Genomic DNA, 19,787 nt, shown 5'->3' with positions numbered 1-19,787 from the left:
CTTTGTAGGTTACTGAGTGCCAATCATTGAGTCCAAAATGGTTTGCAAAACAAGGCATCTGCCCAGCCCTTGCTGTTAAAATCAATCGATTTCAAATGCAAGTTGAACGGCGCTAATTTGGCTGCGATCTCTAAATAAGTCGATCCATGCTCGTAAAGTGGCACGACGCCCGTCTCAATTTGGCACCCAACTAAGCAATCGTTTGCGAGAAACAAATCTGCACCATCAAGAATCAGACCTTCAGCGCCTTGCGTATCAAGCAGTAAAAAGTCGATATCGTTTGGCAAAGTCTGATCACGAATTAAGCGATTGATCGTCTTTGTTGGTAGAGAAATTTTCTCAACATAGGTAATAGCTGGGTACTCAATGGCATGGCGGCCCAGCTCGAGGATTGAAGAAGACTGACCGTCATTCGATGCAACATTGAACAGAATGTCAACGCCGTCAACGTTGCTCAGGCAGGCATTGATGGCATGCTGCGTTGGATAATTCGCGCATTTTTCAGCAACCTGACGAAAAAGCGCAGGTATCGCCTCAACATGCCACCCTTCCAGCCCCGATTCATGGTACATGCGCACCTCTTGTCCGGTATTCGCGCCGACATGCAGAATTTTTCTGGGCTTTTTGCCAATTGAAGCCAAGAAATGGAGAAAATTTTTTTTCATGGTCGTACTGCACCAATACCAATGAAGCGATCAGCACATTCCTGTGCCAGCGTATGGAACAGCGCATAATAGGCCGTCCTGACCGCCTGTTTCAGATCCGCCTGCCGGGGTTTGCTGGCATTCAGATTGGCCAGGCGGCGCGCGAGCCGATGGGGAACAGCGGGAATTGCTGTGGTGTCCGCGGTTTACTTGACATGGTCTTGTTTGTCATTTTCCGTGCCCTTTTGGTCAGCCGCATGGGCATTCCCCCGGATGGAGCAGCCGATGGCGCGCGATGAGACAGCCGACCTCGCTATCTGGCGCGCCGATCGCGCCTAACGTCCGCAGTCTAACCCATGTCCCCAAGGCTTGGGCAGGCGCGGATTGGGTCGGCGTTCCATCCGCCGGCACGCCCCCCTGCGCGCGCGCCCATTCCAGCAGCACCGCGCGGCATTGCAGGTCATCGAGCGCTTGCAGCAGCTCGCGCATGCCGGTGACGGTGGCGGGGGCGCGCTGGCCGATGTGGGTCGCGGGGAGCGGGTGGTTGGGATCGATCTCGGCGACGATGCCCCAGAGCCCTTGGTTGGAGAAGGCGCTGTTGATCACCGAGGGGGCGTGGTTGAGCGGTTCGGTGCGCTGGAGGGCCGTTGGCGGCACACCCAGTTCGCGCTCGAGCAGCAAGGGCGCCAGTTCGAGCGGTTGTTGGCCGGCCGGCAAGCGCCCGCCGGGGAAGTCGAGGGTGGCGCGCTGGATGCCGGGGCGGAAGCTGGGGCGCACGCAGAGCAGTTGCTGGCGGTAAAGCGGCAGGACGATGACCGAATCGACCTTCTCCACCCGCCAGTACTCCAGTTCCTGACCCTTGTCGCACAGCCAGCGCTCGGCGATCAGCCTGACCCAGTCCGAGTCGATGCGCACGATTTCACGCAGGCGTTGCCAGTCGCTCATGAGGCTTGTTCCTGTACCGGTAAGGGGTTCGCGCGCTGGTGCAATCCGCAGTAATCGCCGATGAGACATTCCCCGCGCTGATCGCGGCCCTTGGTCGGGTCCCAATGATCCGCGTTGATCGGCAGGCCGTGGCGGTGCAGGTAGGCCAACGCCTGCGCCTTGCTCCAGTCGAGGATGGGATGCACCTGGTAGAGCCCGTTCTTGAATTGCACCGGCGCGGCGAGTTGGCGCTCCGGGGTCGCGTGGCGCATGATGCCGCGCAGCCAGCGGTTGGGCTTTAGCTCCGCGACGGCACGGTTGAGTGGCTCGTGCTTGATCTTGCGCACCACCAAAGAGAAGAGGGGCGAAGCCGGATCGCGCCATCCCGCGTCGTGGCGCTCGATGTCGCCGGGGGTCAGGGTGCTGCGATCAATGTTCAGCGCCGACGTGCTCAATAGCGGCGTCAAAGAGTGCATAGGCCCCAAAGGCGCGTCGGGCATCCGCGTCGCACAACAGGCTATGCGCGTGCCACGCGGATGGCTCGCCCCTGTCGTGCAGGGCAAGCAACAGCCCGCACAGCGCATTGTCTGCACGATGACGGAGCGTGATTGTTAGCTCAGGTTCACGTCCTTGTAGGGGGTGGGATAGGTGGAGCAAAAAACAGTTGCAGTGCAGCAGCGCGAAGGGCGCACCCAGGCGGCGCAGCAGGGCCACGGCGCTGTTGATGTCGGCCTCGGGCTCATGCCGGTGGAGAGGATCAGCGGCCATCATTGGCGATATTAAAGCAAGGTCAACAGGTTAATGAACGGATGATGTTGTTTCCAACGGCAGGTGCGAAAATCCCGTTGATCCGTGGAAACAATGCGCCCATGCCCCAGTTGCCCGGCCAATAGCAGCAGCGAGGCAGCGGCCAAATCCATCGGCAAGTCGGCATATTGACGCATGAAGCGCGTCATCTCCGGAAAATCCTCGGGCTTGGGAGCCGCGATCACCACACCCTGCGCCTGAATCGTTTCCAATCAAGCCAGGGTCATCGCGACCCCGATGCGATTGAACAGCAAGTGCGTGGTTTCGACCAAGACCGCACAGGTGGTGATCAGCGGCTCCGTATTGTGCTTAAAGAAGGTTCGACAGGGCACATGGTATTGATCGCGCCGGTTTGCCAGACCAACCCAGGCGCCGGTATCGACAATAATCACTGCGGGTGTCCGTCTTTCGCGGAGTAATCGAGCTGGTCTTTGTAGTTGGCCGCCAAGGTGGCGTCCGCATCGAGACAGCCGACAAAACCGATCTGTTCGAGTGCCGCATAGAGCGGTGCGGGTTCGGCGGCCTCCATGGGCGGTGTGCCGATGTGCCGCTGCCCCAAGTCGATCAGCGTCGCCAGGACATCGGGTAGCGACTGTTGCAACTGGCGCTGGATCGCTTGCAGGCGTTGGGCATGAGCTTCGTCGAGTTCGGCTTCAATATGCATGGGCGTTGCCCCCTGGCTTAGGTTGTCATACGGCCTAACAGCGCCTCCACCCGCGCCTCAGTGGAAAATCGTCTCCGGCGTCTCGGCGCTGAGGATGCGTTTGGACCATTGCAGCAGTTGCTCAGGCTCGGCGGTGGTAATGCGCTCGCGGTAGGCCTCGGCGCTGTCGTCACATACGGCATACGCTGTTGCTCCTCATAGGCATAGAGTGTTTGGCGAAAGTCGGCCTCAAGCGCCTTGGGCAGGCGGATCATCCAGTCGATGAGCCGGAACAGTTCCAAAATCCGTGCTTGCTCATAACCGCGCTCGTACATCAGCCGAATCAGGCGGAACTTCCAGCCCTTGAGCGTCTCGGCATCCTCAGTGACCTTGGCGCGGATCTGCGCCATGACCACCAGCGCGAAGACATTGTCGCTGGCTTCGAGCTCAGCCCAGCGCTCGGGCGCGGCATAGTCCAGCAGTTTGACCATCGGAAAGCGGAAGTCAACGCGGCAGTCCCAAAGTGCGCTGCTGAACTGTTGTGGGCGAAAGCGCAGATCGGTATCGGCCAAGACCGCGAGGCTTGCCACTGGCACTTGGTAGCGGTCGCGGATCTTGTAGTGATTAGGTATACATGCGCTCGGCAAAGGCGGTTTCTACTTCGCCTTGCACCTCGACATGGATCAGCACCCAGACCGGCGTGCCATCGCGCAAGGTGACGCCGACCAGCTTGTCGGCCCACATTGTCCACAGGGCGCCGGCTGGTCTTGGCCTCTTGCACCAGCTGTTGGAATTCCTTGTCGAGGAATTGCACGCCTTTGGACCAGTCGATCTCGGCATGCACGGCAGGGAACAGCAACGCGAGGAACTCCGGAAAGAAGCGCTCAAGGGCCTCCTTCCAGGGGCTGTCATCGTCGCGGACGCAGACCAAAGCGCTCGCGCAGCTGGGTGGTCTCCAGCCGAGAGTTGACGGGGCGCTGGGCCGGCGTTGGATACTCAGCGGTGGAGATGGCCTCGATCGCATCCGCGCTCGGGCTCAAGGGTTGCCCAGCACGCTCAGCGCGCGTTTCAGCTCAAAGCCGACTTGACCGTTCTTGCCGGTCACGAGGATCTTCATGGCGGTGTGCTCCCTCAATGAATGTTCGACAGAGACGCCTAGCCGGCACCACCAGTGACAAGGAGCGTCTTTGCCATCACAGCCCCTCCTCCGCCAAGCGCAACAGATACTGCCATAGCCTCTTATGCAGCGCCTGCCCCTGCTCACGCAAGGCGTCGCGGTCGATCCAGCCGTGCTCGAAGGCGATCTCCTCGGGCACGGCGATGCGCTGGCCTTGACGCTTCTCGATGGTCTGGATGTAAGCGGCGGTCTCGACCAGGCTGTCGTGGGTGCCGGTGTCAAACCAGGCGTCGCCGCGGCCTACGCGCTCCATATGCAGTTGGCCCTCGGCCAGGTAGCGGGCGTTGACCTCGGTGATCTCCAGCTCGCCGCGAGCCACAACACCAGGGCACAGGCATCTTGGCCGATGAAGTCGCGGCCGCAAAGGAACGCCTGCGCGAGTCCGTCCGATGATGGCTGCACGGCATCGGCGAGCTGGATGCCCCACTGCTGGCCATCGCCGAGCAGCGCCTGGTAGGCGGCGCTGTCTTGCGGGGTGGTGATGATCAGGATCTCGCGGATGCCGGCCAGCATCAGGGTGCTGAGTAGATAGTCGATCCATCGGCTTGTCGTATAACCGGCTTGAATCACCGCCGCCTCGCCAAGATCCAGGCTATTGCGCAAAAAGGGCGGGATCGACTGCGGCTCCTTCAAACGCTAAAGCCAGGGCTTTTGTGCCGTTTCAATTCTCACCGGCCAACCGCAAGGCCTCTTGTTCCATCGCTGTTGACAGACGAAACCCGGCCTGCTTCAGACGGTTCAACACGCTGCCCACGGACTCGATCACACCCATGGTTTTGCCCTTAATCGCCACGCCAACGAGTCCTGTATAAAGCAAACCGAGCCGCTGAGCGACCTTACGTCCCTTCAGATCGTCCAAAATCACCCGCGCACCCGGGCGCTCCATTGCCAGAGCCAGGGTCGCCGACTCCCCAAGGTCGATTGAAAGTTGCAAGGCGCGAATGAGATTCCGGTTCTTAACCGGCACCACATCGATCCATCCAGGCAGTGTGGCGCCAAACTCGTCGCGAACCTCCTCGGCAACGAGGATGCGGCCATAGACGCCTTCCAGCAACGCCAACAACCCGATGTTATCCAACGCGATCAGGGGGCTGGTGTTGCAGATGGTCTCAGGCACGTTCGACATCCTGGGCCAGTTCCTCGACCGGGAAGTTGAACAGCGCCACCTCCTGACGGCCAAGCAGCTCAACAAATCCGCGTTTTGAGAGGCCGGCCAACAGCGCAGCCTGACCCGCCGACAGGCGACCCTGCTCGTATAACCGGGCCGCCAGGGTCAGGGCGAGCTCAGCCGGAGTGAGGTCGATATCATCGGGAAGCTGGAAAACAGCGTTCATTAAAAAACCTCCTTAATCCGCTCGTCGTGTCGGGTGAGGGTCATCAAGCGGATCAGTCATAGTGCCACAGTACCCCAACCCCACAACAGAAGGCGTCGGTGATCAGCAGGATGTCCCCTTTTCTCACCTGCCCGCAGCGCGCGAGCTGGCGAAAGCCAGCCTCGAGCGCCTTGGGTAGGCGGATCATCCAGTCGATGAGCCGGAACAGCTCGAGAATCCGTGCTTGCTCATAGCCGCGCTCGTACATCAGCCGAATCAGCCGGAACTTCCAGCCCTTGAGCGTCTCGGCATCCTCAGTGACCTTGGCGCGGATCTGCGCCATCACTACCAGGGCGAAGACGTTGTCGCTGGCTTCCAGCTCGGCCCAGCGCTCGGGCGCGGCATAGTCCAGCAGTTTGACCATCGGAAAGCGGAAGTCAACGCGGCAGTCCCAGAGTGCGCTGCTGAACTGCTGTCGTCGTCGCGCCTCGGTCTGGCATCATCGCCTGTCGGCGCCCGACGCTCGGCAGCTTGCTTTTCGCGATCGGCTGGCATGCCGGGAGTGTAGCGGATTCAGCGGATCGCAGTAGCAGCAGCCGAAAACCGCATCACATCCCCGCAGGTGCGCTCCGGCGTAGCGGCGAACCGTGCGGATCACCGTACGGAATTCAGTATCCTGTCACCGGAACCCTCTGTCACCGGAACCCTCCAGGTAGTAGAGCAACCCATAGCAGTGCACCAGTTCAAAGCGACGCCCCAGCGGCTGCGGGGCGGCGCACGAACAAGACATCGTCATGGGCGCGCGCGGGCTCAAACAGCGGCACAAACCCGGCGGCACTCAATTGCTCGCGCAGGGGCTGCCAGGTCACGCCGCCGCGGTACACCTCCACCGTGCTGACCTCGATCAGCATGGCTTGACAGGCGGCCAGGCTGCGCTCTGCGCCGGCCAGCGCCAGCGCTTCGGCGCCTTGCAGGTCGACGACCCAGAACGAATAATCCTTTGCCTCGATGGCGTTGCCGGCCAACAAGGTATCCAATCGCAGGGTCGGCAGGCTGAGCTGCTCGATCATGCGCAGCTGCAACTGCGGCCAGAGCGAGTGTTCGCCGTCGGCATAGGCGCCGAAAGGGAACAGCGAGGAGCTGACTCCGTCGGCGTTATTGGAGCGGTAGAAGGTCGCGAGCCGACCGTCGACCTCGGCTAAGACCGCGCAGAGGGCGCGCTGCTTCGGATACGGTTCCAGGTGCTGCTGCAACTGCTGGAAGATAGCCGGGTGGCCTTCGACCCAGAGCACTGGCTTATCCAGTCTGTCGTACCGCTCCCGCTCCTGCCCTACGTGCGCGCCCAGGTGCAGGATGCCAGTGGCTTGGGTCTGATAGCGCGCGATGAGCCGTTGGCGTTGGCCGCTCTGCTGCGCGGTGAGCGGTTTCAGTCCGGCTGCGGGTGGGTTAGTCGGCTTTGCGCTCATACCAATCATCCCACTGCGCCTCGGTGCAGACATAGCCATGCTCCTCCATCAGGCGGCGGATGTCTTGCCGGCGTTCGGTAAAGTTGTGCTCGATGGTGAACAGCTGTACCTGCCAGTCGTCGAACGGGAAAGCGCTGAGAATCTCGTACTCGCTGCCTTCGGTGTCGATGCTGATGTAGTCGATCTCGCGTGGGGCTTGGTGCTGCTTGAGGAAATCGTCGAGGGAGATCGTCTCCAGGGTCACCACCTGACCGGCGTCGCGGTAGGCATCGCGCTTGGGGCCGTGTTGGTCGTCGTGGGCATAGGCCAGGCTGCCGCCATAGGCATCGGAGAGGACGAACGCGACCTGATCGCCGGTGTGGGCGCCGATGCAGGCTGCGGAGACGGTGCAGTGGCGATTGGCTTGCAGCTGCCGGTAGAACCCGGGGTTGGGCTCAGCACAGAGGCCGCGCCAGCCGAAGCGCTGCTCCAGCAGCCAGGTGTTGCTGAGCAGCACGCCATCGGTGGCGCCGAACTCCACGAAAAAGCCGCCGCGCTTGCCGCCGGTGCGCTCCAGTACCCAGAGGTCTTGCCCGAGCTGCGACATCGCTAGCGCCGCCAAGGCCTGGCGCTCGAGCGGACCGTCCGCGTCGCGCCCTGAGCGGATGGCAGCCTCTGCCGCGCCGCCCCCGGCGGCATCAGCGCCCTCAGCCGTTCCGGCGTCCACTCGTGAGTCTGTCACATCCCGCACCGGCCGCGGCAGGCGGCTGACTCCACTGCGCTGTCGCAGCGACAGCTCCTGATGCAATAGCGCCAGCTCCGCGCGCAGGGTCTGTACCGCCGCGGTCAGGCCGCGTCGGTTGGCTTCGGCAGCGGGTGCCGAGCCTGGGCTGGCGGCGAGGCACGAGACCACCCTCAGAAAGGGTCTGATGGCACGCACACCCTCAGCCCGTTGCTGCAACTGCCCGCGGCCCTGCGCAAGCCGCAGCTCACTGAGTAACAACTCAAGCTCGGTCTGCAGGATGCGCAGCTGCGGATCAACCACGGCTTGGCCATGCTCCTGCTGCATCGTCGAGAGGTGCGTTTGCAGCAGCTCGGCAGCCGGCGCCAGCCCCCCTTGCGCCACATGCGCTAAGAGGAGCCAGGCCGCCGATGCCGAGCCCGGTCTCTGCACGCTGGTCGCGTCCTGCTGCGCCACCACAGGGGCATCAGCAACCCGTGCCGCCGCCGTCCCAGACAGCGTTCTCCAGTGTTGCGCCTGCCAGGCGGGGCTCACCCAGGTCCGGCACAGTTGGGCGTAGGCTCGTGCATCGGCTGGCCCTTGACCCAGCGCACTAATTCCAGTCAGGTTGCGCCAGGTCTGTGCTACGGCTCTGGCGTGGGCTCTGGCGTGCTCCGACCGATGGCTCGCCGTCGCTGTCTGCATCCGGACACCCGTAGCACCTGTCATCAACCGACCCCCTCACCAAAACTCACCATCCCAGCATTGACGCGCCGCCAAGCGTGCTGCGCATGAACAGCCACCGAAGACACCGATGCCCCGGCCGCTCGGGCCACACCCGACAGCCGGCACCCGATCACCCAATAATCCCGCAGTATCCGCCCGTACAGCTCACAGCGTCCAACGAAACTCCGCATACGCTGTAATCTCCAGGGGCGGAATTTAAGCTCGGTGGCGCGCCCACTCCATCAGCACCGCGCGGCATTGCAGGCAGTCAAGCGCTTGGAGTAGCTGCTGCACGCCGGCATGGGTCGCCGGCGCCATCAGACCGACTTGATCCTCAGGGAGCACGGTATTGGGATCGATCTCGGCGACGGGGCCCCAGAGCCCTTGGTTGGAGAAGGCGCTGTTGATCACCCAGGGGACTTGGTTGAGCAGTTCGGTGCGCTGGATGGCTGTTGGCGGCACGCCCAGTTCGCGCTCGAGCAGTAAGGGCGCCAGTTCGAGCGGTTGTTGGCCGGCCGGTAAACGCCCGCCGGGAAAGTCGAAGGTGGCGCGTTGGATGCCGGGGCGGAAGCTGGGGCGCACGCAGAGGAGTTGCTGGCGGTAAAGCGGCAGGACGATGACCGAATCGACCTTCTCCACCCGCCAGTAGTCCAGTTCCTGACCCTTGTCGCACAGCCAGCGCTCGGCGATCAGCGTGACCCACTCTGAGTCGAGGCGCACGATTTCACGTAGGCGTTGTCAGTCGCTCATGCGGCTTGTTCCTGTGTTGGTAAGGGGTTCGCACGCTGGTGCAATCCGCAATAATCGCCGATGAGACATTCCCCGCGCTGATCGCGGCCCTTGGTCGGGTCCCAATGGTCGGCGTTGATCGGCAGGCCGTGGCGGTGCAGGTAGGCCAACGCTTGCGCCTTGCTCCAGTCGAGGATGGGATGCACCTGGTAGAGCCCGTTCTTGAATTGCACCGGCGCGGCGAGTTGGCGCTCCGGGGTCTCGTGGCGCATGATGCCGCGCAGCCACCGGTTGGGCTTTAGCTCCGCGAAGGCACGGTTGAGCGGCTCGTGCTTGATCTTGCGCACCACCAGGGAGAAGTGGGGCGAAGCTGGATCGCGCCATCCCGAGTCGTGGCGCTCGATGTCGCCGGGGGTCAGGGCTGGATGTGGGAGTCCAGACTAGCCAAAGTAGAGGCATACACTTCTGCTTATAATAAAACTAATCAAGGTGCTCTACATTATTTTCATGCACTCTCTTGCTTATTTGGCTCACTAAATTAGTTATTATTTATATTTATTACTTATTCAACGAATCTCAACCCCTCTTGAACCTTTCATACCTTTCTTTAAATAGGCCTCTACGAAAAAAAAGATCTAGGATGTCGTACTCATCCTGTAAAAGATGGTCAAGTAGAAACTTCGCTGTTTCAGACAAGGCTTTTGGATCCCTCACGCCAAGCTCACCTAAAAAGGCTTGGTCACTTTTATCACGCACCAGCTCCTTTGGCTGATATTTGCGGCCGATATTATTCAAAAAAAAACCGAGATCCTTATCAAAGTATTCCTGTCTCACGATGCTTACTCTATCCATCGGTAGAATCTCCAACACCTCAGCCGGTAAATACCAAGCTAAACCCAGCTGCACATGCAGCTTGCTTTCTGTTATAGCTTTCCAGGCTAAAGTACGTCGACGACTCTGCCTAGCCAAGAGACTCTCAACCAATTCATTAACTGAATTAAACTCATTAAATATTTCTGCCCAAAGCAGCGGGAGTTGCTTACCAATATTCCTGTGACAAATAAACTTCTCATATTTGTCCCAATTAAATGCTGAGACGAATCTTTTAACCGGGTCCCGAACGCCAATTATATACAGGTTTTCACCTTCATCCAATTTCAGCAGATCTAATAGTCTTCGCGGCGCATCCCCACAGTGAAGCTCAATATATGATAGGTTTTGACGCCCAAGAGTTTCATTTATTGAGCCGCCAGCACATTTTCCAACGTGAATATGTATAATCAAAGCCGTACTCATCTAGAAATTGCTTATAGCTAATAAGGCTGTCAGTATACCGAGCTAATGCCATACAGCCAACTTCCTCAGGGGCGATGAACGGTCGCGCCATTGTCCAGTCGACTTGCGCTCCCGGGAAAAACGCCGCTGAGTTACCGCTTACTGAGTATCGTTTCTGGCCTGATCGCCGTCAAGGCGCTTCGGTTTGATGTGGCTGCGAACAATAACAGCCCCCACAGCTCGCTGCGCCCGACGCTGGTCAGCTGCAGTATGACGTGTGCGCCGGTTACGGTCCAGCACATGCCGAAGCGCTCCATGCGATCCTTGACCGTCATCGATGAGCACTACCGTGCTCTCTGACCTGCCGGTGTCCGATTAGCAAGCCAGAAAGTAAACGGCATGCCACCATCATATGGCGATGGTAATGCAGTCCTTATCGTTCTTGGTGAAGGGGCGCATTAAGTAGAAATCGTCCTTTCTACCGTTGAGCGCGCGAAACATACGTTTGCTCATCATCGCCATGCTCCTCAATGATCCTGACGCGGTTTATCGGCGCATCGCACAGACAAAAATCCAGCATCAACAACGACGTAAAGACGTTGGACGTTATTACAGGGGGAATGTTCCTGATAGCGCGTCCGATACTTGTTGAGCTGGAAGCTCGGAACTAGTCAATTGAAGTAGCATTAATATCCGAAGATAATAAACGTTCGTCTATAGCTGACATTTTTATGGGCTTAATGTCAGAAGCCTGCATCTGGAGATCCTGGGGCAAGAAAGAGATAACTGAATATCCCGCAGCCGACGCATTTAGACTCATGCGCGCAACACGGCCAAAAAGAGAGGTCATCAGCTGAACATCTTGCGACAAAACCCCAAGGGCAGACAGCCGAATGGCAAAATCACCAGGATTTGCTATAGAGACACTTTTATGAGCAATCGTTTCCCCGCTGCCATCGTCAATTCCTGCCCGCCTTCCCTCAAGATTTGGAGCAATCACCTTGCCATTAATTGAATATCCATGAGCAATGATCGAACGATCATCCTTTAAAGCAGCCAAAGAGATGATCACTGCTCGATCCCAGCCTTTAAACATGAAGTACCCATTAACCAGACTCCTCAAACCCACCTCCTTACTTTTGGAAAAGAAGATCCAGTCATCTAGATAATAACACTGCCCATCTTCAAACTCCTGGTTCGCTAAAGCCTGCTTAAACTCAAGATGTTGAGGTGACCGCGGCACTACACGCGGCAGCGCGTTCTTTATGAAAGCGTCTATATCCGTTGCGTCTCCTGTAATGGCAATCTCCATTCGGTGGCTGAAACCATTGCGCTCCCGCATAATCACTCCCGTCCAGCCTAAATGACTGAGAAAAGCCTCGGACGCCGATTGTTGAAGGTGTTCAATCTTTCCCTTTGCAACAGAAGATGAAGCAAAACTTGTTGGTGCAGCACGCCAATAATATAGAACCTTACTGACATTAGCTATTTTTGCACCAGATTGCGCAACCCTAAGAAAAAACTCATAGTCTTGAATTCGATTATATTTTTGATCAAAACGACCTACTTCAACAAACAACTTACGTTCCACCATTAACGGGTGACCAATATACATTACCTGCAGACCTAGTACAGGATCCCAACTAGACTTCACATGCTCTCGCAAAAGTCGACCTTGATCATCAACCAAAGCTTGATCTCCATAAACCGCGCGGGCAGATTCATTTTGGGCAACTTCAACAAGAGATTTTAGGCAGTCTGGATGAAGAAAATCATCATGATCTAAAAAAAGTAAATATTTTCCGTGGCAGCGTGTTACGGCTGCATTGGTTGCTCTTGAGATCCCTAAATTGGCCTTTGCTCGGAAGAAAAAGATTCTATTATCTTTTTCCGAATACTGTCTGGCGATCTGGCAATGTTCGTCATTCGGTGATCTGTCATCATACAGAATAAGTTCCCAGTTCCTGTAACTTTGCGAGCAAACGGACCCAATCAATTCGTTTAGGTATCTATTACCGGTATTGTATAGAGGGACAACTACAGATACTAAAGGTTTGTCTGGTGCAGAAAATTCTGTCGTGTTGACATATTGCCTTGAATTAAAAAAAACACTCAATGAAGCCCCAGATAACTGTTGGTGTCCAGGTATCAGTCCAGCTGCGCGAAAATTTGCCGGAAAATTATTTACCGCACCGCTGTGTAGATAGCTAATAACTCTATCTATTCCGGCTGCTTCACGACCAACATCCAAATAGGCAGAGATAAAGAAAGGGCTTATCAATTCCTGAAACGCAGGATTATTATAGAGGAAGGAAAAAACGTCTTCATCCTGCGGTTTATATCCAAGATATTTTAAGAATTGCAGCGAGATCAGTGGATGTGGGTCTAAGTATCTAAGATCATTGACGTAATCAAAATAGTGAATAAAGTGGCTTTCTGCTGCATGCTTATACTGAGCTACTTGGGAGGCAACGAAATCCCCATTGTATAAAAGGTGGGGATTGACAGGATACTCTTTTTTTTGAAACTTCTTCAATGCTTGCTCTATTTCGCAAGCAACACCCAGCTTTTTTAATTGGTGCTGTATCCAGAAGCGATCAAGAAAAGGAATTAGCATTGCTGGCTTGTCTCGCGAAGCAAAAAGTAACCATCCCCGGCAAATCCGGGGGCTTTAAATGCGTGAGCCGCTCAAAGCGGCAAAGGGGCGCTAACGCGGCCCCACGGATTTTCGACCGTCTAACTAAAGGCAGCCTTTCAGCTCCAAAACTGGAGTTGATCAAGGCGTTGATCCTTTTTCTCTTGGTGGCGAATGTACGCGAGGATGACCGCTTCATCTCAGCCAACCGTGGTGACAAAGTAGCCATGCGGCCAAAAATGCTGCCCTCCTAAGTGGCGTTTGCGCTTACCGTAGATCCTGGAACGTGGATGGCACTTTTCCCTTTGATGTAGCCCACCACCTGAGAGACCGCGTGCTTCGGTGGGATCGAGATCAGCATGTGGACGTGGTCAGCCATTAGGTGCCCCTCCTCAATGCGGCTGTCTTTGTGGCGGGCCAGTTCGTGGAACACCTCTCCCTGATGCTGCCTTAGCTGACCGTACAGCGTACGACGGCGGCATTTTGTAATTAAAACAATGTGATATTTGCACTCCCATTTGGAGTGACTTAGGCCCTCAATATTGTCCTTCGGGACTCTCCAACATTGTGTGCTTGGCGGCTCACGATCGGGGTGTCCCTGATGGACTCCAGTAAATGTCGAACTGCTACTGTCATCCCGGCAGAGGCGGGGGATTACCTGGTTTATTTATTAGAAAGCTGTTTAGCTTCGCTCCCAATTAAACCACTTGGCATCTAGCCTTAAAAACCAGATATTGAAACTACATTCCTATTTCTTACCAAGAACACAGTACGCCTGCGGCAAGCCTGGTGACGAATCATATTCTAGCAACTCAAAACCAAGGTCCGGAACTGTTTTGACCAAGTATCCCTTGGAAACAATCGCTTCTCCGTACTCACTATGTGGACGAGAAGGGTCGCCACCTCCAGTTGGCACATATAAAAATGAGTCACCTTGCGCCAACCGCCTCCAGGCAATTGCGTCAAATTCCACTTTTGCTAGAGCAGCCCCCATAAACTGCAAGTTACGTTGCGCATCCCACCTGTCAACATGTTCAGTCTTTAAAGTCGTAAATACCAAAATCGCACTTTTTGTTAAAACACGTTTCAATTCTACTAATAGCCTCAGAAAAGCTGCTTCAGATAAATGCGAAAAAACGCTATGTAAGTACGCCAGTTCAAATTGGTCTTCTGCCAGGTTACTATACGGTGGAGTGCCCGCAAGCAGCTCAACGTTGCAATACGGCATAGCAGACCGAGTTAGCTCAATCGCCGCTGGATCCACGTCAACGCCGAGTAAATGTCTTGGATGCAAGTCCCGCATGAGAATACGATAAATACGCCCAAATCCGACACCCACATCGAGAATATTTCTTAAAGAACCGATATCTCTACCAATGTGCTGCGATGAAGAATTCTTTAGGCGCCTAACAAAACGCATAGCCCTTTGCATAGACTCGAAGCCGATTCCACCTACGAACTTTCGCTGTACTGGCTCATCTGGAAGTTGAGGAAGCGTTTCCCCCGAAGGACCATATCCGTTCACAAGTGCTTGAGCCCAGTCGTTGTCAGGCAAGTTTCGTGCCCAGAAATAAGGAGGAAGCCCTCTATCCAAAAACTCGCTAGTCATAAGGTTTTCTTTATTGTCATATATCATTGGTTTTGCCTGTCTTGTTTAAGATATCCTGATACGCATTGCGTTGCGCCTCAGATAATCTGCCATCAAATTTAATCATATTTTTTAAGCATTGCTGGATAAATATCTTAAACTCCGCAAGGTCTCCAGTAACAGCAAATGCGTAAGCCCTTTCTTGGGCAATTCGAGTTAAGTTACCATAAAGAGGCCCTGTCAGCATATCTGGTTCAATAATTGCGCCCTCCCCCCATTCGTTTAGGGCATTTAGTAGGATGAAGCCCTGAGTATCCGTATCTTGTTGCAAGTGGCGATAATATTCGAACAGTGACAGAGCATACAAAAACGGAGAAGAATTGACTAGTATATGTGCTTTCCGCCCTCTTCTAGGGGTATTATCCCATTGCGGAAACAAGCATCTCATATTCGTACCGACAAGAGGCTGGTGCGACAGCATCTTCGCATAAGACGCCAGAAAATCTTCTAAATAACCGCTAAAATGATTCTCGCAGTTATAGTAACTTACGTCCACGAGACTCCTATCATAGTGGTACGGAGTAAACTCAGCACCGTAATCACAACTATAAGCAAATGGAAATGACACATCGAACGACTGAATGCATACAAATTTCACCTTAAATCCGGTAATTAGCGAAATGGTTTCCTTTAACAAACCCAAAAACATAGGGGAGAATGGGATATGATTTGCCCTATAAATAAAAATCACTGGCTCTGAATCAATACGGATGTAGTTTTCGCATTTAATATACTTTGCTATATCGTTCGCCAAGGGTAGCACATCAGCTTCCTGGTAATTTTGCTCGATTAGCAGCGAGTCCCCCGATCCGTCATACTTGCGGCTCCATGGCTCATTTGCCCAGCAAATGCAAAAAGGGGTTGCTTTTAAGTTAGGCGAATTGACAAAGATATCCAGTGGACGCTCTAAAAGTCGTTTTCCACCAAACCAGTAATAGTAAAAGCAGAACCCGAATACACCTGCCCGATGTGCGTAGTTTACTTGAGTTAAAAGCGCTTCTTCTAGGCGCAAATCATAAAATCCTAGTTCACTGGGAATACGTGGTTGCTGATGTTTCTCGAATTGTGGCTTTGCCAGTGATACGCCAGTCCATTCAGTAAAGCCCTTTCCCCACCACTCGTCGTTTTCAGGAATTGGATGAAATTGAGGTAAATAGAATGCCAGGACGCGGAAGAGACTATGCGGGTTTCCGCATTGGTTTTTGCCACTAAGATCGTCGGTATTTGAAACGGCCGCCGGGATCGAGGGTGTGCTTTGCTCAAGCAGGCTCAAGTAAAGATCTTCTACTATTTTACCCGTGTTTTTCCAGTTATAAGTAGCTCTGATTAAGGAAATTTCATGGATTTGTTCTTGTGATAAGCTAAGAGTCCCTTCCAGATGAAGAAGGGCTATTTTTTCTAATTTTTCTTTAAGCTCGCTAAATCCAGGCTGATCTATCAGAAAATTGTTAAAAAGATGAGAGAACTTTAACCCTACATTAATCCTCGCTATCAGAAAAGGTTTTTCAAAGAAGAGAAAATCAGGAATTTTAGATGGAAACCGATAGCGATCAAAATTTTTGTCACCCCAGGGCAAGACAAATAGCGAGCAAAGTCTCATTATTTTCCCTAGCTGCTTAAGATCAAGAAATCCAAAATTTACGACATAATTCTCCATTTGTATTTCCTGCGCTAGGCCAGCATCGCTAATACCACCTGTTTTATAGATGACGATGTCGTATCCATGTGCGCGTAGTGATTTTACTGCCGCGACCAGATCTATAAATCCATCCTTCGTGTGATCATGAACCGTACCGACGTAACCTATTACCAAGACATTCTCACGACGAACGAGCTTATCTCTTAGGGGATTTCCATCTTCGATATCTCCAATATCTTTATTTCCAAGTGATTCAAATACGGAGCCAGGTCGTAATGTCGCCACTGGTAGCGCACTGGGATAGATCTCACTCATCTCGTCGATTAAGAAGGTCTGCGCCGAAGCTCCGCTTAAAGTCCGCTGATAATCTGCAAAAATTGTTCTATAGCGGAATTTTTCTAATATCTGTTTGCTATAGCGACCGCTCAGCAAGACACGACCGTCGTAGGTTATAGGATACTCTTTTTTTACGATCTCCCATTCGTTATCTTCCTGATGCAAAATAATCTTCGCATCTGCATTTGCACTTTTGATGCCATCTAACGCTTCAATAACGTGAGAACGTGCGGTCCAGGCGTGAATAATGTTAAAACTCTCATCTAAGGCTTTAAGCGCTTGGTATGAAATATGCTTGAATAACATTTTATCTTTCAGTTGCCATTGCTTAGCAATTGGCGACGAAACTGTACACTGGTGACCTCGATTAACAAGTTCTTCCGCGATTTGATAAACGTGCATCCCCGAATTTTCGTACAGTTCTGCGTGTGAGATCAGCAATATCTTAAGACTCTGCATAGCACTAATTTGTTATGTTCGCTGGTTTCATGAAGAAGAACAAGCCTGCAATAGCGGAAATGCTCAATAAAAAATAGGATAGTGGATCTCGACTTAGGCCATTTTTCCCTGCCCGCAATACTTTTACTTTCAGAGGCTTATGATTCAGGAAAAAATTAGCGAGGGGTCTACTTTTGGAGTCCAGCCTTGCTGACCCACTCTAAATTTTTCTCCTCACGATTTTTCAGTCAGTTAGCGCCTGGGGAGACTACCAAAATGGCCAAAGTCGAGAGTGTATATGAACTTGTTTTTCTCTTCGCCCACCAAGCGATCCCGTGCGCCAATTCATTCGGGCAAGCGCGTGACACTGTTTAGCGTGCTTGAGGACCGGGTCGATTCCGAGTACGCCTATCCGCTGCGCCGGGGGATGCGGCTCAGCGAGCACACCATCGACCACACGGGCCAAGCCTTGCAAGGTCCCCGAGTTTACGCTCTAAGGCTGGTGGACCAGTTTTTGGCACGATGAAGCAATGATCATCCGTCTCTATGCCGATTATGGCACTATCTAGCAGTTCCACAGCGAATTTAAGGCCTACTTGGATCGCGAGCGCTTCCCTTCGATAAAGTTGGCCACCAATGCCCTGGTACCGACCTGTGCACAACCAGCCTACAACCTGTTGCGTTGGCTCAATCAGCAGAGGCTGCTCGATGCCGATACCCCGCCGCAGCTCAAGGCGAAACGCAGGCGTTTGCGCACAGTGATGCGGGAGTTCATGGTCCTGGGGGCTCGCTTGGTGAGACCGGCCAGTGCTGGAAGCTGGTGTTTAGCGTACACTGTCAGGCCGTGGCGATCTAACGGCGGCTTTATCGCAGTTGGCGGTGACTTAAGCCGATCGCAGCCAGGTGGCAGCACGGACGGCGGGGCTGAGTGGAGCGACCCGAGGGAGCGGCGGGCGGCGGGCGGCAATGCTGCACACTTCGCTCCGCAGCCACTAACATAGGTGCCTGCGCAGTGCCGTTTGACGGAATGATGCCGAATTCTGACGCTGTTGTCATTCATGTCGACTCGTTATTGATCGGAGTGCATGCGATTCGATGAAAAATGCCAATTTTGTTTATTCAATTCACAGATTTACGTAGCACTAATCTGGTGGAAGGATATTCCATGGATTAGGATCAATCGAGCTTAGCTGAAACCAGTTTTTCCAGATTAATTCAGGCACATCGTTATCCATCGTGCTCTTCTGTAGTTGGTTTGTTTGACTTACAAAAACCAGGTCAAACTGAGTCATCTTGCCTTTCTTAAAACAGAAATCCGTTATTTCCTCTAGAACATAGTTCTTCGATTGTGCACATTTTATCAAATCGCAACAATTTTCTAAGTGTGCTTCAATTACTAATGCTGAAACCGCAGATGAGTGATTAGACAGCGACTGAAGTATATCTAGCTCGATACTATCCACATCGATTTTTAACAGTATGTTTTCATGCACACCCGAGGGAAAAATGTAATTTTCAATAAGCGAGTCAAGCGTGTAAATGGGCACCTCGAAAAGTTGTGTTGCTCCATTGCTTTCTTTATAAGCCTTAAGCTGGCCTGCATCCGGCGCAACTTCGTGATAGATTTCCGTAACTTTTGCGTGAGTCGGTTTTTTTCCTCCATCTACTGCATAGGTCTGAATTTCACAACTGCCGTTTGCTTTTCCTATCGCACAATTTATGATCTGATGATTTATTTTGTTATAGTGAGCTTGTATTTCGGGATTATAAAAAGGAACAGGCTCAATCAGATAGTGCATCAAATTCGGAAAAAGGTTTATTAACTCTGGAGTGGCATAATTAACCCCAACATCAAGCACACATGAGTAGCGAAAGCCTCTTTTTAGCAGCCGAAAAATGCAATTTCTTTTTGAAGGAAAAGGTGTGGTTTGATCATTAGCAGGCATACTTATAATCTCTACGTGTTAAAAAAATAAAACACCACATAAAGCGAAGCCATTGACATTGATCACATAGCTGTACTTCCCAAAAAGGTCATCATGATGAGCGAATTGGTTTGTGACATCGCGAACAGTGTCGGGAATTTGCGACCGATCTCGTATTGACCAGTTAACAATTATCCGGACACTTTCATTGCGCATACTGAGTATACGGAAGCCTGAAGAACGACTTGATCAGCTCGGTTTCTTCTTTCAGTGACCGCAATGCTGATTGCACGGAGTGCTTCAGGTCATCTTTCGTTTTAATCGCTTGTCGACCGACCCGCTTATTCTTTACAGTGTTCCAGACTTGCTCATCGGGGTTCAGCTCTGGAGAATACGTCGGGAGAAAGTACACCCGAATTTGATGGCGATGCGAACGCACAAATTGGCGCGTCTTTTTGGAATGGTGGAACGGTGCACCGTCGACAATGATAATTAACGGGTGGTCGCGCTTGGCAATCAGCTTTTCCAAAAAGGCGATGTAACGTTCGGAGTCGATCTTCGCGTCTTCAATCGAAAACTCCAGCGCACCAGCAGCCGTCACGCTCGACAACAGGTTCAAGCCAGTGCGTTGCTCGCTAGCTCGCACCTGAGGGGTTGTCCCAACAGCGCCCCACGTCTTGCCCGCATGCGTGCGCAAGCCGATGCCCGCTTCGTCTTCAAACGCAATGTCGGCCTGAAGCTTCTTGGCGAGGCGTTGAATCC

Annotated in this window: 22 protein-coding genes and 3 pseudogenes; 1 reads left to right on the top strand and 24 read right to left on the bottom strand. The window is 53.6% G+C overall.

Annotation, left to right across the window (positions count from 1 at the left end; genetic code table 11):
• Positions 1-23: 23 nt before the first annotated feature.
• The 22 genes and pseudogenes from CCR96_RS21875 to CCR96_RS21770 form a co-directional block, all read right to left on the bottom strand.
• On the bottom strand, positions 24-665 hold the full coding sequence (locus CCR96_RS21875; protein ID WP_201223685.1) for an FkbM family methyltransferase: 642 nt from the start codon (positions 663-665) through the stop codon (positions 24-26).
• 228 nt (positions 666-893) lie between these two features.
• Positions 894-1,589, bottom strand: coding sequence for an NUDIX hydrolase (locus tag CCR96_RS21870; RefSeq protein ID WP_201223684.1), 696 nt, complete (start codon positions 1,587-1,589; stop codon positions 894-896).
• Complete coding sequence (locus CCR96_RS21865; RefSeq protein ID WP_201223682.1) at positions 1,586-2,023, bottom strand: phosphoadenosine phosphosulfate reductase domain-containing protein; 438 nt, start codon at positions 2,021-2,023, stop codon at positions 1,586-1,588. Before CCR96_RS21865 ends, CCR96_RS21870 begins: the two co-directional genes overlap by 4 nt.
• Positions 1,998-2,336 carry a hypothetical protein gene (locus CCR96_RS21860; protein WP_201223674.1) on the bottom strand — a complete coding sequence of 113 codons (339 nt, stop codon included), beginning with the start codon at positions 2,334-2,336 and terminating at the stop codon, positions 1,998-2,000. The genes CCR96_RS21865 and CCR96_RS21860 overlap by 26 nt, the downstream gene beginning before the upstream one ends.
• Positions 2,337-2,347: 11 nt before the next feature.
• Positions 2,348-2,587: a PIN domain-containing protein gene (locus CCR96_RS21855; RefSeq protein WP_201223672.1), complete on the bottom strand. Its 240-nt coding sequence runs from the start codon at positions 2,585-2,587 to the stop codon at positions 2,348-2,350.
• Complete coding sequence (locus tag CCR96_RS21850) at positions 2,588-2,767, bottom strand: type II toxin-antitoxin system VapC family toxin (RefSeq protein ID WP_201223670.1); 180 nt, start codon at positions 2,765-2,767, stop codon at positions 2,588-2,590.
• A complete protein-coding gene (locus CCR96_RS21845; RefSeq protein ID WP_201223668.1) occupies positions 2,764-3,039 on the bottom strand; it encodes a hypothetical protein in 276 nt (91 codons plus the stop codon). The genes CCR96_RS21850 and CCR96_RS21845 overlap by 4 nt, the downstream gene beginning before the upstream one ends.
• Before the next feature lie 57 nt (positions 3,040-3,096).
• Positions 3,097-3,949, bottom strand: a pseudogene (locus CCR96_RS25690) (RpnC/YadD family protein).
• The gene (locus CCR96_RS21835) at positions 3,927-4,058 is read right to left on the bottom strand and encodes a sugar nucleotide-binding protein (protein WP_201223666.1); all 132 of its coding nucleotides are present in this window, start codon (positions 4,056-4,058) and stop codon (positions 3,927-3,929) included. Before CCR96_RS21835 ends, CCR96_RS25690 begins: the two are co-directional and overlap by 23 nt.
• Before the next feature lie 153 nt (positions 4,059-4,211).
• Positions 4,212-4,736: pseudogene (locus tag CCR96_RS25685) on the bottom strand (sugar phosphate nucleotidyltransferase).
• A gap of 120 nt (positions 4,737-4,856) precedes the next feature.
• The gene (locus tag CCR96_RS21825; protein ID WP_201223659.1) at positions 4,857-5,321 is read right to left on the bottom strand and encodes a PIN domain-containing protein; all 465 of its coding nucleotides are present in this window, start codon (positions 5,319-5,321) and stop codon (positions 4,857-4,859) included.
• A complete protein-coding gene (locus CCR96_RS21820; protein WP_201223657.1) occupies positions 5,305-5,529 on the bottom strand; it encodes a UPF0175 family protein in 225 nt (74 codons plus the stop codon). Before CCR96_RS21820 ends, CCR96_RS21825 begins: the two co-directional genes overlap by 17 nt.
• 52 nt (positions 5,530-5,581) lie before the next feature.
• The gene (locus CCR96_RS21815) at positions 5,582-5,932 is read right to left on the bottom strand and encodes a hypothetical protein (protein ID WP_242519287.1); all 351 of its coding nucleotides are present in this window, start codon (positions 5,930-5,932) and stop codon (positions 5,582-5,584) included.
• Between the two features lie 319 nt (positions 5,933-6,251).
• Complete coding sequence (locus CCR96_RS21810; RefSeq protein WP_201223655.1) at positions 6,252-6,974, bottom strand: FkbM family methyltransferase; 723 nt, start codon at positions 6,972-6,974, stop codon at positions 6,252-6,254.
• Positions 6,955-8,229: an FkbM family methyltransferase gene (locus tag CCR96_RS25405; protein WP_201223648.1), complete on the bottom strand. Its 1,275-nt coding sequence runs from the start codon at positions 8,227-8,229 to the stop codon at positions 6,955-6,957. Before CCR96_RS25405 ends, CCR96_RS21810 begins: the two co-directional genes overlap by 20 nt.
• Before the next feature lie 387 nt (positions 8,230-8,616).
• Positions 8,617-9,120 carry an NUDIX hydrolase gene (locus tag CCR96_RS21800; RefSeq protein WP_201223646.1) on the bottom strand — a complete coding sequence of 168 codons (504 nt, stop codon included), beginning with the start codon at positions 9,118-9,120 and terminating at the stop codon, positions 8,617-8,619.
• A gap of 26 nt (positions 9,121-9,146) precedes the next feature.
• The gene (locus CCR96_RS21795; protein ID WP_201223644.1) at positions 9,147-9,479 is read right to left on the bottom strand and encodes a phosphoadenosine phosphosulfate reductase domain-containing protein; all 333 of its coding nucleotides are present in this window, start codon (positions 9,477-9,479) and stop codon (positions 9,147-9,149) included.
• A gap of 226 nt (positions 9,480-9,705) precedes the next feature.
• A complete protein-coding gene (locus CCR96_RS21790; RefSeq protein ID WP_201223638.1) occupies positions 9,706-10,425 on the bottom strand; it encodes a hypothetical protein in 720 nt (239 codons plus the stop codon).
• Positions 10,426-11,071: 646 nt separating this feature from the next.
• The gene (locus CCR96_RS21785; protein ID WP_242519289.1) at positions 11,072-12,940 is read right to left on the bottom strand and encodes a glycosyltransferase; all 1,869 of its coding nucleotides are present in this window, start codon (positions 12,938-12,940) and stop codon (positions 11,072-11,074) included.
• A gap of 218 nt (positions 12,941-13,158) precedes the next feature.
• Positions 13,159-13,580, bottom strand: a pseudogene (gene tnpA, locus CCR96_RS21780) (IS200/IS605 family transposase).
• A gap of 207 nt (positions 13,581-13,787) precedes the next feature.
• Positions 13,788-14,675: a class I SAM-dependent methyltransferase gene (locus tag CCR96_RS21775; RefSeq protein ID WP_201223634.1), complete on the bottom strand. Its 888-nt coding sequence runs from the start codon at positions 14,673-14,675 to the stop codon at positions 13,788-13,790.
• Positions 14,665-17,064, bottom strand: a complete 2,400-nt coding sequence (locus tag CCR96_RS21770; RefSeq protein WP_201223633.1) for a glycoside hydrolase family 99-like domain-containing protein — start codon at positions 17,062-17,064, stop codon at positions 14,665-14,667. The genes CCR96_RS21775 and CCR96_RS21770 overlap by 11 nt, the downstream gene beginning before the upstream one ends.
• A gap of 334 nt (positions 17,065-17,398) precedes the next feature.
• Here CCR96_RS21770 and CCR96_RS21765 point away from each other — a divergent pair, with 334 nt between their 5' ends.
• A complete protein-coding gene (locus tag CCR96_RS21765; protein ID WP_201223627.1) occupies positions 17,399-17,626 on the top strand; it encodes a hypothetical protein in 228 nt (75 codons plus the stop codon).
• Between the two features lie 616 nt (positions 17,627-18,242).
• Here the strand turns inward: CCR96_RS21765 and CCR96_RS21760 are convergent.
• Both CCR96_RS21760 and CCR96_RS21755 read right to left on the bottom strand, forming a co-directional pair.
• Positions 18,243-19,046, bottom strand: a complete 804-nt coding sequence (locus CCR96_RS21760; protein ID WP_201223625.1) for an FkbM family methyltransferase — start codon at positions 19,044-19,046, stop codon at positions 18,243-18,245.
• Between the two features lie 184 nt (positions 19,047-19,230).
• The coding region (locus CCR96_RS21755) for an IS630 family transposase (protein WP_201223623.1) at positions 19,231-19,787 on the bottom strand (557 nt) is incomplete at its 5' end.

It is taken from the genome of Halochromatium roseum, from assembly GCF_016653315.1.
Classification (GTDB): Bacteria; Pseudomonadota; Gammaproteobacteria; order Chromatiales; family Chromatiaceae; genus Lamprobacter; species Lamprobacter roseus.
The sequence above is the reverse complement of the archived record's forward strand: the minus strand, read 5'-3'. Positions and strand labels throughout refer to the sequence as shown.